This window comes from Streptomyces sp. TRD_SC_5 (genome assembly GCF_056836825.1).
Map to the genome: position 1 here is coordinate 60,653 of NZ_JBWZZS010000002.1, position 13,413 is coordinate 74,065.

10 protein-coding genes and 5 pseudogenes are annotated in these 13,413 nt (G+C 69.0%); 3 read left to right on the forward strand and 12 right to left on the reverse strand.

Going from position 1 to position 13,413, the window contains the following annotated elements:
- Window positions 1-177: 177 nt before the first annotated feature.
- Window positions 178-288, reverse strand: a pseudogene (locus AC1P0E_RS32305) (MerR family transcriptional regulator); the annotation flags it as partial.
- 81 nt (window positions 289-369) lie between these two features.
- Window positions 370-592 (reverse strand): annotated as a pseudogene (locus AC1P0E_RS32310) (transcriptional regulator); the annotation flags it as partial.
- A gap of 263 nt (window positions 593-855) precedes the next feature.
- Between AC1P0E_RS32310 and AC1P0E_RS32315 the strand changes: the two are divergent.
- Window positions 856-2,055 (forward strand): PP2C family protein-serine/threonine phosphatase, encoded by a 1,200-nt coding sequence (locus AC1P0E_RS32315; RefSeq protein WP_482746025.1) that lies wholly within the window; start codon window positions 856-858, stop codon window positions 2,053-2,055.
- A 191-nt stretch (window positions 2,056-2,246) separates the two neighbouring features.
- Here the strand turns inward: AC1P0E_RS32315 and AC1P0E_RS32320 are convergent, their stop codons facing one another.
- Both AC1P0E_RS32320 and AC1P0E_RS32325 read right to left on the reverse strand, forming a co-directional pair.
- Window positions 2,247-2,585, reverse strand: a complete 339-nt coding sequence (locus tag AC1P0E_RS32320; RefSeq protein WP_482746026.1) for a MerR family transcriptional regulator — start codon at window positions 2,583-2,585, stop codon at window positions 2,247-2,249.
- A gap of 986 nt (window positions 2,586-3,571) precedes the next feature.
- Window positions 3,572-4,066: pseudogene (locus AC1P0E_RS32325) on the reverse strand (acyl-CoA desaturase); the annotation flags it as partial.
- 225 nt (window positions 4,067-4,291) lie between these two features.
- On the opposite strand from AC1P0E_RS32325, the gene AC1P0E_RS32330 reads away from it, so the two are divergent.
- Window positions 4,292-4,687 carry a VOC family protein gene (locus AC1P0E_RS32330; RefSeq protein ID WP_482746027.1) on the forward strand — a complete coding sequence of 132 codons (396 nt, stop codon included), beginning with the start codon at window positions 4,292-4,294 and terminating at the stop codon, window positions 4,685-4,687.
- Window positions 4,688-4,728: 41 nt separating this feature from the next.
- Here the strand turns inward: AC1P0E_RS32330 and AC1P0E_RS32335 are convergent, their stop codons facing one another.
- Both AC1P0E_RS32335 and AC1P0E_RS32340 read right to left on the reverse strand, forming a co-directional pair.
- Window positions 4,729-4,923 carry a hypothetical protein gene (locus AC1P0E_RS32335; RefSeq protein ID WP_482746028.1) on the reverse strand — a complete coding sequence of 65 codons (195 nt, stop codon included), beginning with the start codon at window positions 4,921-4,923 and terminating at the stop codon, window positions 4,729-4,731.
- 162 nt (window positions 4,924-5,085) lie between these two features.
- Entirely contained in the window at window positions 5,086-5,670 is a 585-nt protein-coding gene (locus AC1P0E_RS32340) for a TerD family protein (protein WP_482746029.1), read from the reverse strand.
- Between the two features lie 54 nt (window positions 5,671-5,724).
- Between AC1P0E_RS32340 and AC1P0E_RS32345 the strand changes: the two are divergent.
- A pseudogene (locus tag AC1P0E_RS32345) lies at window positions 5,725-6,279 on the forward strand (ISAzo13 family transposase); the annotation flags it as partial.
- A gap of 80 nt (window positions 6,280-6,359) precedes the next feature.
- On the opposite strand, the gene AC1P0E_RS32350 reads toward AC1P0E_RS32345, so the two are convergent.
- The 6 genes and pseudogenes from AC1P0E_RS32350 to AC1P0E_RS32375 form a co-directional block, all read right to left on the reverse strand.
- The gene (locus AC1P0E_RS32350) at window positions 6,360-7,091 is read right to left on the reverse strand and encodes a VanZ family protein (protein WP_482746030.1); all 732 of its coding nucleotides are present in this window, start codon (window positions 7,089-7,091) and stop codon (window positions 6,360-6,362) included.
- A 675-nt stretch (window positions 7,092-7,766) separates the two neighbouring features.
- A complete protein-coding gene (locus AC1P0E_RS32355) occupies window positions 7,767-8,180 on the reverse strand; it encodes a preprotein translocase subunit TatB (RefSeq protein WP_482746031.1) in 414 nt (137 codons plus the stop codon).
- A gap of 439 nt (window positions 8,181-8,619) precedes the next feature.
- Window positions 8,620-9,810: an ISL3 family transposase gene (locus AC1P0E_RS32360; protein WP_482746032.1), complete on the reverse strand. Its 1,191-nt coding sequence runs from the start codon at window positions 9,808-9,810 to the stop codon at window positions 8,620-8,622.
- Window positions 9,811-10,054: 244 nt separating this feature from the next.
- Window positions 10,055-10,156, reverse strand: a pseudogene (locus tag AC1P0E_RS32365) (hypothetical protein); the annotation flags it as partial.
- A gap of 491 nt (window positions 10,157-10,647) precedes the next feature.
- Complete coding sequence (fxsT, locus tag AC1P0E_RS32370) at window positions 10,648-12,978, reverse strand: FxSxx-COOH system tetratricopeptide repeat protein (RefSeq protein ID WP_482746033.1); 2,331 nt, start codon at window positions 12,976-12,978, stop codon at window positions 10,648-10,650.
- A 34-nt stretch (window positions 12,979-13,012) separates the two neighbouring features.
- The gene (locus AC1P0E_RS32375) at window positions 13,013-13,375 is read right to left on the reverse strand and encodes a hypothetical protein (protein ID WP_482746034.1); all 363 of its coding nucleotides are present in this window, start codon (window positions 13,373-13,375) and stop codon (window positions 13,013-13,015) included.
- Window positions 13,376-13,413 lie beyond the last annotated feature (38 nt).

Consider the following 13,413-nt stretch of genomic DNA (forward strand, 5'->3'; position numbering starts at 1 on the left):
TGCCGGGCCCAGTCCGAAAGGGCAGGGACGACAGGCAGGGTACGCCCACGGGCACGTCGTGAGCCTCCCCGCCCGCCGGGCCCTCCGCACGCCCTGTCACCACAGGAAACGCCTCATGCCTCGCGCCCCGGCATGGGTGCCCGGGGCCCGCCGGTATCCGGCGGGCGCGCAACCGTCTCAGGCCGCGGTCGGCGGGCTCGCTTCAGCGCCGCGGCGGTGCTCGGCGTTGAAGCGCTGGGCCTCTTCGAGCTGATCCTGGAGGACGATGATGCGGCAGGCGGCCTCTCCGGCTGGCGATCCGTCGGTGACTTCGACGCTACGCAGCGTTGGGGGCAGTCCTCAACAAGGTTGCGAGTAATTGCGGGAGGTTCACTCCAAGGCGGTGATCGCGGCCTGGATGGGCGCGGGCGGCGTCGCCGTACACGGCCATCTCCGCGAGGCCGGCGAATGTAGTCGGCGATCCAGCGCGGCGGGGTCACCTTGATCTCTGCCGCCAGCGTCTCCAGCACCGTGCCGTGGTGTCGTCGTGGACGTAGAACGATTCCAGCGGCCACACGGTGCGCTGCGCGGTGAACGGAATGATCCCCACCGTTCGCCGAGCACGGTGGACCCGAGACACGCGGTCCGCGCCAGCAGGGTGGGAGACTTGCGGGGATCGCTGTCCTGGCCGGCCCCTCGCCGAGGGCCCGGGGTGGGCGCGCCGGTGTCGCTTCTTCGGGCTTGGGTCCTGTGGTTCCCGGTGGCGTATGCGTTTGTTTATTCGCGGGCCTGTGCGGTCGTGCGCTGGTGGGGATGGGTCATGGCAGAAGAGGAATATGTCGGCGGCGGGCTGGGGCCTGGGCCGAGGAGACGGGTGTGACGGCGCTCGGCTTGGCAGGGGCGCTGACCGGCCTGCTGGAGGCCAGTCACACGGCGCCGTTCGAGCAGTTGCCCCGCCTTCTCGACGATGCCGCGAAGGAAGCCGGTGCGGGCGGGGCGCGGCTGTTCGTGGCGGATCTCCAGGAGGAGGTGCTGCGCGAGGTCACCGGCATCGGTCTGAGCGCCGGCAAGGGCGGCGAGGAGTACACGATCGAGGGCACATTGCCCGGCCGCACGTACCAGACGGCCGAGGTCACGGCGCCGGCCCGTGGCGGGGCGTGCTGGGTGCCGGTGCGGGACGGAGCTGAACGCCTGGGGGTCCTGCTCGTCGAGCCCGGCGACGGGGATGGGGGCAGGCCCGATGCGGAGGTCATGCGGGCGCTGGCGTCGATGGCCGGGCTGCTGCTGACCTCCAAGCGGGCCAACAGCGACTCCCACGCCCGGCTGACCCGCGTCCGGCCGATGGGGATACAGGCGGAACTGCAGTGGAGCATGATGCCGCCGCGGACGTTCTCCGACCGGCGGGTCACGGTCAGCGCCTTCATGGAACCGGCCTACGAGGTGGCCGGGGACGCCTTTGAGTACGCGGTGGCCGAGGACGTCCTGCACCTGGCGGTCTTCGACGCCATGGGCCACGACACGTCCGCCGGCCTGACCGCAGCCCTGGCCATGGCCACCTGCCGCAGCCACCGCCGTGCCGGCACGAGCATCCCCGACGCCAGTGCGGCCATCGAGGACACCCTGGTCGAGCAGTTCGGACACAGCCGCTACGCCACCGGCATCCTCGCCGACCTGGAACTGGACACCGGAAAATTCAGCTGGGTCAACCGCGGACACCTGCTGCCGGTGCTGATCCGCGGCGGCCGCTGGGCCAGCACGCTTCACTGCCCGCCCGCCGGGCCCATGGGCAGCGGGTTCAACCTGCCGATCGCACAGAGCACCGAACAGCTGGAGCCCGGCGACCGGCTGCTGCTGTTCACCGACGGCATCACCGAAGCCCGCGACACCAAGGGCCGCGAGTTCGGCGTGGAACGCTTCACCGACTTCATCATCCGCCACCACGCCGACAACCTCCCCCTCGACGAGACCCTGCGCCGTCTCATGCACGCCGTCATGGACTACCACCAGGGACGACTGGAGGACGACGCCACCGTCCTCTTCTGCGAATGGCACGGCCCGCGCACCTCGGCAGGGTGAAACAGCGACCGAACCGGAGCCACTTCACCGCCACGAGGCAGCGAAGTGGCCCCCGCCAACCAGATACGTCAATGTCACCAACGGGGCCGTCATAGCGTCCGGGCTGAAAGCGGTGGACCGCTGACCACTCGGCTCCGCGGCCCGACACGGGCGCCCGGGGCCCGCCGGTGTCCGGCGGGCGCGCAACCGTCTCAGGCCGCGGTTGGCGGGTTGGCCGCTTCAGCGCCGCGGCGGTACTCGGCGTTGAAACGCTGGGCTTCCTCGAGCTGGTCCTCGAGGACGATGATGCGGCAGGCGGCCTCGATCGGGGTGCCCTGGTCGACGAGCTCCCGGGCGCGGGCGGCGATGCGCAGTTGGTAGCGGGAGTAGCGGCGGTGTCCGCCCGGGGAGCGGAGGGGGGTGATGAGGCGGGCCTCTTCGATGGCGCGGAGGAAGTTCGGTGTGGTGCCGAGCATGTCGGCGGCCCGGCCCATGGTGTAGGCGGGGTAGTCGTCGTCGTCGAGACGGCTGATCGGGTCGTCTGCTGTCATCGCACCTCACTGCGAAACAGGTGGGGAAAGGGGTCAGAACACGGAGGGGCCCTGGTGCGTACGACACCAGGGCCCCGAAGGAACTGCTACACCATCTGCCGGCCCTCAGTACTGCGCCAGCCTTCTGTTTCCGCATGCCCGACCTGGTTGCTGTCGGGGGTGCGGGGATCGCGGATGCGTGACCGGAGACCACCTCACTATCGATGTCCTGCGGTACCCGGGCTACGTACTACCGGCCCGGGCGATCCTGATGGCGCCCAATTCCTCCGTTCTTCCCTCGGTCCTGCCAAACGGGAACTTGTACTGCTGGTACTGCTGTACTGCCGGTAGTGCTGTACTGCGAACCGCTTGTACTGCAAGCGTCACGCTTCGGCAGCCAGCCCCGTCGCCCATCCTGCGTCCGCTCTGGCTTAGAACCCCACTGCCGAACCTCCCGGTGCGCGCGCCCACAGCCGACGCCTTCACCGAGGTACTGCTCACTGACTTCACTGCTGGGTACTGCCGAACTGCACTTACGGGTACTGCACTGCGGTACTGCTCACGGCGGCCCCTGATCACCGCGGGCCACCCGGTCCGGTCGTCAGTCCCGTCGCCGTCCTGCAACAACCCTGGCTTCGAAACTCCACCACCGCACCGCCCTGCGAACTGCAACTACGTGTACTGCGTACTGCGGGTACTGCTGCCCGGCAGTTCATCTCTGCCAGGCCCTGCGGTCTCTCTGCGTTACGAGAGAAACCATAACCACGCCGCCACCCAATGTCTACTCCGGCCGACATAGATTTTCGCGCGTTCGACGGTGAGGTAATCGGCCTCGAACAGTGACACGGGCGGGGCGCACGGCGGTCATCGCCGGGTTAACCGCAGACCGTCCGGCGGCAACCACCTGTGTCCCTTGCGCCCCGTCCGACCCGCGCCGGCCGGCGTGCCCCTGGCTCCGGCCGGTGTCCCGCCGACCAGCTGGCCTCCCGCGTGCCGGCTGGATGGCGTCAGGTGGTCCGCGGCCTTCTCAAGGGGGCTCCCGCCGCGTGGAGACTGGCGAGGGTCTGCCGGTAGGAGTTGATCAGGCTGGTCTCCAGGTAGCTGACCCCGAGCTCCTGGCAGTACGCGCGGACGATGGTCTGAGCCCTGCGCAGGTGCGGGCTGGGCATGCTCGGGAAGAGGTGGTGCTCGATCTGGTAGTTGAGACCGCCGAGAAGGATGTCGGTCAACCGGCCTCCGCGGACGTTGCGGGAGGTCAGGACCTGGCGCCTCAGGAAGTCGGGCCGCTCGGCGCCCGTCAGGATAGGCATGCCCTTGTGGTTCGGGGCGAAGATCGAGCCAAGGTAGACACCGAAGAGGCACTGGTGGACGAGGAGGAACACGACCGCCTTGCCGGGCGGCAGCACCAGGAACAGCGCGCCGAGATAGGCGGCGAGGTGCGCAGCGAGCAGGGCCCCCTCCCACATGCGGTGCTTGAGCGAGCGGTCGAACAGCGACCGCATGGCCCGGCTGACATCGAGCACGCCGGTGTAGGTGATACTGGTCAACGCGTGAAGCCTCTCGGTACCCGGAACCTGTTCTTCGCAGACCTGTTCCTACCAGGGGCTTCTCGTGTATCTGATGCTGGGTCAAGCCCGTCTGATGTCCCTAGTCAGGAAGATCTCGGATGCGTCGGACGAGCGGCATAGCCAATACTCTGAGCTCCGTCCGCACTATCTGGGAGAGTCGTGACAAGTAGGTTCACCGAGTTGGCTGTTGACTGCCACGACCCGGAGAAGCTCGCGGCCTTCTGGTGTGAAATCCTGGACTTCAAGGTGATCGACCGGAGCGAGGGCAAGGTCGAGATCGGCTCCTGGGTGCCGACCGTCGAGGGTGTTCGGGCCCTCCAGATGTCGCCCACCCTGCTGTTCATCCAGGTGCCAGAGGGCAAGACCGTGAAGAACCGGCTTCACCTCGACGTCAGCCCGATCGACGGCAGCACCGAGGACGAGGTGACAAGATTGCTGGGCCTCGGCGCCACCAAGACGGATGTAGGCCAGGGCTCAGACCGAAACTGGGTGGTCATGGCAGACCCCGAGGGCAACGAGTTCTGCGTCCTACGCACCCTGGCACCGCAGAACTAGGCCGCGAGCGGGCACCCGCACCCCGTCACACACCGCAACCGTCACGTTGCCGAGAAGACCTCAGTGGGCGGGAGAGCCGGGTCGCTCCAGGCGTCGGCCAAGGAGTCGGCGGGCGGGGCGGGCTTGTGCAGCACAGCCGGGCCCGGCTGTGTGGGGAGGCCCGCGCTCTGGGGACCGGTGGCGGCCGCGCCGGTGCTGGCCCACTCGCGGGCTTCGGCGTCGGTGAAGAACAGCACCTGCGTCTCGCTGGCACTGCCGCCGATGACGACCTGGGCGCGCCCGGGGTGAGGGCACGAACCAGGTCCAGCGGATCGTCATGGCCCGCAACCTGCCGTAGTCGGCGGGCAGCAAGCAGCCGGGGGTACCCACGAAGGGCGCCCCCGGCTGCTGTGTTCGCGCTACTTGCTGACGGCGAAGCGCATCAGGTCGCGCTCATCGCCCTGCTTGATCTTCCCGACCTCGTTGATCACCTGGAGCTTCCAGCTCGCGCCGTCCCGGATCGCCTTGGCCACGGCGCAGCCGTTGTCGTCGGTGAGCAGGCTCGGCCAGATGTCGGCGACCTGCTGGGCGGCGCCGCCCGTCGCGTCGTACACCTTGAAGCTGATGTTCCGGGCGTTCTGGAAGGCGCTGCGCTTCTTGTACGCGGCGGCGACGAACACGATCGACGTGATGTTGGACGGCACGCGGGAGAACTCCACGGTCACCGTCTCGTCGTCGCCCTCGCCCTTCCCCGTCTGGTTGTCGCCGCTGTGCACCAGCGAGCCGTTGCCCAGCGGGTCCAGCGAGTCGAGTCCGGCCAGCCGCACGGGGTCGGCGCCCTGCATGGCGATGGCGATGAGGTCGAGGTCCGTGCCGACCTTCTGGCGGAGCTTGCCCATCAGGCCGCCGCTGGCCCCGACCGTGGCGTCCCAGGACACCCCGATGGACAGATGAGTCACCCCACCCAGATCCGCCGGGCCGTCTTCCTTCTTGAGCGTGATCATGTGAGTCCTTCTGGTGGTGAGACTGTGACCTCTGAAGTGTGGACGATCGACGACGCCGAGATCGACGCGCTGACGATGACCCGCCACCGCTTCCACGGCGACTGGAACTACACCCTTCACCCCATCGGCCGGCTGGTACCAGCCCCAGCCGGCGCCTCCAAACCCCCACAGGCTGCGCGAGTGACCAGCACTGACCTGGCCCACCCCGAATTGACGGGCATGCCCCGCAGGCAACTTGCAGCCATAGTTGCCCAGTTGGCAACTGCGCAGGCCGCCCAGCATGAACAGCTGCGTCACTCACAGCGCGGCGCCGCACGCCGCCGGGCCAGGGGTGCAGGCGTCAGGCCCAAGCCCACAGACGCCGATCGCATCCTGGCCACCGTCCTCTACCTGCGCAAACTCTGCACCCAAGCCGTCCTGGGCGAGATCTTCACTGCCGATGGCACAACGATCAGCGAGGCCGTTCGGGAAACCCGCCCGCTCATTGGGCAGCACGGATACGAGATCGCACCGTCAACAGCACGGTTTCCCACCCCAGCCGACCTCGTCGCCTTCCTCGCCGGAGCACCCGAGACGCCCACAGAGATCAAATCCGCATGCCCGGTTTAGGCCAGGTTCAGGCTTCCGGTGGTCAACTCCATGGTGCTCCCGGCGAGGGGCGGCGGAACAGAGGGCGCGGCGCGGCGCACCTATGCCGGGTCTTCGGCAGTCACCTGGCGTTTGGTGAACCGGTGCCACCAGTGGCGGCGCCGGGGATGCACTGCGCGACCCAGCCGGCGGCCGATCAGCAGGTAACCAATGAGGGCACCCGTGGTGTTGAGCAGAACATCATCGACGTCGAAGGCGCGCCCGGTAATGAGGGCGCCTTGGACGAGTTCGACGAGGATCATCACGAGAGCGGTGGCCGCCGCTACGCGGACCAGTCCTCGCGTTCGGGGTACCAGTACCGGCAGCAGCACACCGAACGGTATCCCCATCACGATATTGCCGCCGAGCTGCTTGACTGTGTCAGGGGCCATGGGCTGCACGAGATAAGCACGGATGGAGTCACCAGGGCGCAGGTTAGTGTGCGTCAACGGCACGGATGCTGCCGAGGGTTCCAGAGTCAGCCGGGCCAGAACCACCGCAAATACGACCGCCCCCGCAAAGGCCAGCATCATGGCCAGCACCCGGCCGAGCGTAGACAGGGGAGGTTTTCCGGGAACCCGCTCCCCAGGATTCTTCGCGGGCTTGTCACGCAGGACTATCCGCGCCATTACGAGCTCCCAGCCAGGGGGTAGTTTGCTTGGACGTTCCGATACCCGCGTTGTGAAGCGGCGCGCTTCCCGGCGGTTCGCGCAGGGACCGTACGTGCCCGAATAGGTCGGCTCGCCCAGGAGACGGTGGGCGAGCATGCGGCGCAACAACGCCTCGTCGGGCACCTCAGCGACCGTGGCGGACATTGACCACCGACGGATCAGTTTTGATTGTGTCATGGCCGGGTTCGCCGGCGCGACGCCCAGGTGGTTTTGGTCTTTGCTGTTGGCGACCCCAGCCGGCGGCCCAGCGGGACGGGATCACGACCGGCTCGTGCACACGTCAGGAGGGGGCGCAAGGTCGCTGCCGCCTTCGACGAGCCTCAGCTGGCCCCGTGTGACGCTGGGGGTCGCGGTCCCACGGCATCGAGACCGAACTGGTCGGCGAACTCCGGCCTAGGGAATGACCCGGAGCGCGCGGTGACCCTGGCGGAGCAGCTGGAGGCGGTCGCCCCGTAGAGCCAACAGCCAAGAACGCTGAGCCTGACCGGAGAGGCTTCCCCTTCATACATTCGGCCGACAGCCCAGAACAACTACGCCTCAGGCTCCACCCCGATAAGCGGGATATCCGAATCTCGCTCAAGACCGACCGTGCCGTCGCAGTCGCGGCAGCCGTCCTTCGCATCCGTCCGGTACAGACCGCTGCTCCGGTGGCCCCGTGCACGCAAGACGCTCGGCTGGGAAAGCCAGCCGAGCGTCTGTCCAACTACTCGCCACCCACACGTCAATGATCACGTGCTGCGACGATCCCTGGAATCCGCCCAACGGACCGGGCGCTTCAAAGCCGAGCGGCTTGGTGGGTCAGACGCAGATGCTGCCGGCGCAGATGTTGACCTTGACCGGCAGGACGGTGATGCCGAACTTCGTCAGGTAGGTGCTGATCGTGGCCGTCTCCAGGTTCGCCAGCTGCACGGTGACAGGCAGGTTGACGTTGTTGTCGGCCACGTTGACCAGAGCCACTTCCAGGTCGTCGAGCTGAGTGCCGGACAAGACGTTAATGTCCCCGACGTTGACCGTAGTGCCGTTCAGGACGTTGTTGACCGTGATCAGGCCGGAGCAGTTCACTGTGTGGTTCGGGCCGCCGCCCTGGTTGGAGCAGGTGTAGCTGTGCGGGCTGCTGGCCGTCTGCTGCTGCGCCGCGGCCGGGGCGACCGCCGCGCCCACCAGGGGCACAACCAGGCCGGCCGTAGCAGCAACACGAGCGAGCTTGCGCATAGTCGTCTCCTCAACGTTTTCAGCCGCCGAAGCGAAGGAACGGAACGGCCGGTCGGCCGCTCTTCATCGGCTGGTCGAATGCGTTGGCAATTCTTGGCCCCGGCCATGTCTGGCCCAAGACAATATTCGGCTACACACCAGCCGCATACCCGGACAGCGCTCACCACTGCCCCATTCCCCTGGCAAGACGCGCGCGAGGGCCGAATAGACCCGGCTCGCCATGTCGAGCTCCAGCCAATGCCCCCCGACAGGGAAACGGACCTGAGATTCCCGCCACCCGAGGTGACGCCCCTTAAGTGCCCGCATAGGCGAGGTGAGAACGGGCCACGCTTGAACGATGAAACGCGTCCCAAAAGCGACCGCCCAAAAAGTCCCGCCCTGATCCGTGTCGACGGTCGCGCAATTCGGCTCTGTCGAAGATCTTGTGATGCTGGCGGGATCAAGGACTGTGGAGTACGCGTCTACGGAGGAGGTCGAGGTTGGCCCGGCCGAAGCCCATGCGCTTGAGGAGCTTGACCCGCGTGACGTGGCCCTCGACCTGCCCTGAGCCCCATGAGGTGGATAGGGCCGCAGTGACGGCGTCGTAGTCGCGGCGCAGGCCGTTGATCAGGGTGTGCAGGGCGAGTAGGTCGTCCGCGAGGACGCTGTCCATCCAGGTGGGCAGCAGGTCGCTGGGGAGGTCGCGCATCATCGTGGCAAAATCGCGGACGTGGCGTGCGGCGGCGTCGAGTTCGGGGCAGGCGGCTCGGATCTCCTTCAGTTCGGTCGCGTCAGTCTCGGCTAGGTGCCCGGGGTTCGTCATGATCCAGCGGACGACGCGGCGGGGCTTCGGCGCCGGCCGGGGATCGGGAGGGGGCGCCGGTGGGTGCTTGGGCCGGGGGCTGTGGGGCTTCTTGCACGGACGGAAGTAGCGGCGGACGCACTGGACGTCGCCGGTGAACCCTTGCTCGCGCAGTTCGTGGTGGAGCTGGGGAATGTCGTGGCATCCCTCGATCCACCGCTGGTGCAGGTAAGGCTTGTACTCGTCCAGGATGGTCGCCCGGTTGGTGGCCTTGACCAGGAGTTCGTCGAGGCTGCGGGCACGGGCGAAGCGGCGCACGGTGGAGTGATCGAGCCGCAGTTCCCGACGGATCGCGGCCAAGGTCTTGCCCTCGGCCAGCCGCTGCTGCACCGCCTCGTACCGCTCGGTGGTGCGGGCGACCAGGCGCCGCGGCCCGCCGGTGCAGTCGAGAGTTCCGTCCGGCGGGACGAACAGGGCGTTCGCAGCGGCGGACGACTCCTCGGTGGCTAGGTCCCCCGCGGCGGGCTCCTTCGTGGCCGGGGGCGTGGCGAACGCGGCCCGGATGCAGCCGTGATGGGCGCCGACCGTCTTCTCCAGGGCCTCGGCGAGGTTCCGCCACAGATGCCACCCGTCCGCGACCTGCATGGCTTGCGGGGCGCCGGCCCGGGCGCCCTCCGCATAGGCGCCGGCCCGGTCCCGGCAGATGATCTCCACCTCGGGATGCCCGCACAGCCAGGCGGCCAGCGGCGCGGCATCCCGCCCGGGCAGCACATCGAGCGGCCGACGCGCCTCCAGGTCGATGAGGATGGTGGCGTACGCAGCGCCCTTGCGCAACGCGAAGTCGTCCACCCCCAGCACCCGGACCAGGGCCGGAGGCGGTTCGGGAACCGCGCGCAGGAGCTGCAGGAGGGCGTCCTTCGCGACCCGGATACTCAGCGCGGCAGCCAGCCGCGCTCCCGGTCTTCCCGCCAGGGTCAGCGCGATCGACGTGAGTACCGCGCGAAGGCGCGGGGGTGTACCTGGCGTGTGGTCTGGTCAGCCCGGTGACCTGCTCGGCAAACGTCACCGCCGGGCAACGGGAGTTGGGGCACTTGAAGCGGCGCACCGTCAGCTCGATCACGACCGGGGCGCCGCCAACGGGGGCATCCGCGAGCCGTCGCAGGTACCGGCCATGCACTCGCCAGGAGGGCATCATGCACGCCGAGCGTCTCGCTGGGAGCGTCTGGCACGACGCACGAAACGTGACCACCCCGCCGTCCGCTCTACGGACTCCACGATCACACCAGTCAAATGCGGTAGCAACCGCCCCAAATCCCTTGAATCGCACACCCGGAGACTGCCCAGCTCAGCTGGCTGCATCACAAGATCGGCGACAGAGCCGAATTACGTGACCGCTCACAATCCGAATGCGCCAGTGCGGTGCGACCGTCTTGGCCCCCCGAGATCGCTTCGCGGAAGCCGGCTGTTGGCCATGCCCGCCTCGAAGGCGGGTGCGTCGGCGGCCTGGCTTGCGGTGAGGTGGATGGCCAACGTCGAACTTCACCGCCCGGGCGTGCCCGCACAGTCCAGGCGCGGCGGCGGCGAGCATGCGCTCCCACCGGGGGGCCTCGCCACCGGCGGCCGGGGCGGTCCAGGCGCGCTCGGTCAGAGGGCCTGTTGGGTGGGGCATCAGGTGGCTATCTGCCGTTATGCGTGGGCGTCCCCCGCCTCCCCTCGCCAGGAGGCGAGGGCGCGCCGGGTGGTGAGGGTGTCGGGGTGGTCGGGACCCAGAACCCGCAGTCGGTCTCCCAGCAGCTCAGCGAAGTCTTGGGCCGCACCGGCCGCATCCCCCGCCTGGCCCCGCCAGTAGGCGAGGTGACTCCGGGTGAGGAGGGTGTCAGGGTGGTCGGGACCCAGAACCCGCAGTCGGTCTCCCAGCAGCTCAGCGAAGTCTTGGGCCGCACCGGCCGCATCCCCCGCCTGGCCCCGCCAGTAGGCGAGGTGACTCCGGGTGAGGAGGGTGTCAGGGTGGTCGGGACCCAGAACCCGCAGTCGGTCTCCCAGCAGCTCAGCGAAGTCTTGGGCCGCACCGGCCGCATCCCCCGCCTGGCCCTGGTACCGGGCGAGGTTGCTCCGGGCGATGAAAGTTTCGGGGTGGTCGGGACCCAGAACCCGCAGCTCGTCTTCCAGCAACTCAGCGAAGGCACGGGCCGCACCGGCCGCATCCCCCGATAGGCCCCGCCAGTAGGCGAGGTGACTCCAGGTGAGGAGGGTGTGGGGGTGGTCGGAGCCCAGAACCCGCAGCTCGTCTTCCAGCAGCTCAGCGAAGGCACGGGCCGCACCGGCCGCATCCCCCGCCTCCCCTCGGTACCGGGCGAGGTGATTCCGGGCACCGAGGGTGTGGGGGTGGTTGGAGCCCAGGTGGCGGGTGATGGTCTGAGTGAAGTGGGTGAAGTGCGCGAGAGCAGCTGCTGTCTGACCGGCTTCGCCCAGGCTTCGGCCGGTGCGGTAGAGCACGACATGGGCATGGGGCCGGTGCAGTGCGTCTTCGGTGCTTGCGGTCAGGGCCGTGGTGTTGGCGCGCAGGGTCTGGGCGAGCTGGGTGTCGCGCTCGATCTCCGGCCAGGCGCTCATCAGCGCGTCGGCGGCGACGCGCGCGAGTGCGTCGTACCGGTCGGGTGGAAGCGGGTCTCGCGCGGCGCGTTGGATGAGTTGGTGGACGCGTACGGCCTGGTGCGAGATATGGGGAGTGTGGTCGATCAGGCTCAGCCGGTGCAGCGCACGCAGCGCACCGGTGGCCTCCTCCGCGGTGACAGCGGAACGGCCCTGGCTGGGGTGGTCGGCGCTCGGGGGTCGGTGGGCGGTGAGGTGGGTCAGAGCGGGGGGGCTGGTCAGGACGGTGTGGGGGATGCCGTTGGGGTCGAGCAGCGAGGTGAGTTGGAGCATGGGGCGGGCGACACCGGCGGGGCGCAGTGCGTCGGCCCGGTCCAGGGACAGCGACCACGCCGCGGCGACGGTGTCGTGCTGGTCGTCGGGCAGGGCACTGGGTTCGGGGAGCAGGTCGTGCAGTTGGCGTGCCCGGTCAGTCAGGTGGGTGCGGTAGGCGGTGGTGCTCAGGCCGGTGTCGGCGAGGTAGGCGGCGGCCTGGGACAGTGCGAGCGGCAGATACCCCAGGTCGTCGGCGAGCGCGGCGAGTTCCGCGGGAGGTTCGTTGCGTGCGTGTGCGGCCAGGGCCTGGCGCAGGAAGGCGGTGGCTTCGGCCGGGGTGAACAGGCCCACCGGGATCAGCCGGCCCCGGGTGGCCAGGGCGGCGTCGCGCCGACGGGTGGTGACCAGGGGCCGGCCCCGCGCATGGCTGGGCGGCCACAGGCCCTTGAGGTCATCGGGCTCTGCGACATCGTCCAGAACGACCAGCCAACGCGGCCCGTGGGTGCCGCCTTTGGGCTCCAGCCAGGCCAGGAACGCGCGCGCAGCGCGGTCCGGGTCGGCCGGATCGGTGCCCAGGATGTCGGCGGCGGCCTGCGCGTAGGCGTCGAGGACGGCCTGCCGGGTGGCTGCGGTGACCCACACCAGCAGGTCCACTTCTCCCCCGCTCCAGGCGCGGCGGGCGTGGTCGGCTGCAAGCTGCGTCTTGCCGACCCCGCCCATCCCGGCCAGCACTTGGCACACCACCGCCGTGCCGCCGCCGGCCAGCGTCCGGCGCAGTGCGAGCACTGCCGCACGTTCCTGGAAGCAGCCCGCGCGCGTCGGCAGCACCCCCACCTGGTGCGGAAAAGCCACTGGTTCGCGCTGCGGCTGGACGTACGTCAGATGGCCGCTGACACCGATCCCGCTCCCGATGACGTTGACGTTGCCGGTTTCTGACACCACAAGCGGCGGCTGCGGTCCATGCTCCTGGAGTACTCGGGCACCGGTGAGCGCCGTGCCGCCAGCGCAGGCGCGGGCCGTGCCCGTGTCGCTCGCCTCCATCGCCGACCCGGGCTCCGTAGCGGCCTCCTGCCCGGCGGATCCGGGGTCACGCTTCCACCACTTTTTCATCAACCAGGGTCTCCCTCCCCTTGAGCGGGGCGGATCAGCTGTAGTCGACGCCGGTGCCGCCGCTGCTGCCGGGCCCGTCGGCTGTGGCGTCCCCGGTGCGTTTCGCCTTTGCCGAGCCGCTCCCCGTGCCCCCGGGGCGGCGCACCCCGGTATGCGCGGTGCCGCCATCGGTGGCCTGAGCCTGCCCCGTATCCTCGGCCGTGTCCACAGGTCCCGGGGCAGGACTCGCAGGCGTCTGGAAGATGGCCCACACCAGAGCCACCACCCCGGTCGCGGCCTGGATCGCCGCACCGGTCAGCTGGCCGGTGTTCGGGCCGTCCAGCAACCAGATCAACGGCGTCGACGCGATCCCCAACACCGCGACCGCAATGACTGTGAACTTCACACCCGTCGACATGTCCGCCCTCACCCGTAAATCAACTGGACCGCCATTCT

What these genes read in the sequence shown, in the direction of transcription:
- AC1P0E_RS32320 (WP_482746026.1), bottom strand. Translation starts at nt 2,585, where the DNA reads ATGACAGCAGACGACCCGATCAGCCGTCTCGACGACGACGACTACCCC.
- AC1P0E_RS32340 (WP_482746029.1), bottom strand. Translation starts at nt 5,670, where the DNA reads ATGATCACGCTCAAGAAGGAAGACGGCCCGGCGGATCTGGGTGGGGTG.
- AC1P0E_RS32355 (WP_482746031.1), bottom strand. Translation starts at nt 8,180, where the DNA reads ATGCGCAAGCTCGCTCGTGTTGCTGCTACGGCCGGCCTGGTTGTGCCC.
- fxsT (WP_482746033.1), bottom strand. Translation starts at nt 12,978, where the DNA reads ATGAAAAAGTGGTGGAAGCGTGACCCCGGATCCGCCGGGCAGGAGGCC.
- AC1P0E_RS32375 (WP_482746034.1), bottom strand. Translation starts at nt 13,375, where the DNA reads ATGTCGACGGGTGTGAAGTTCACAGTCATTGCGGTCGCGGTGTTGGGG.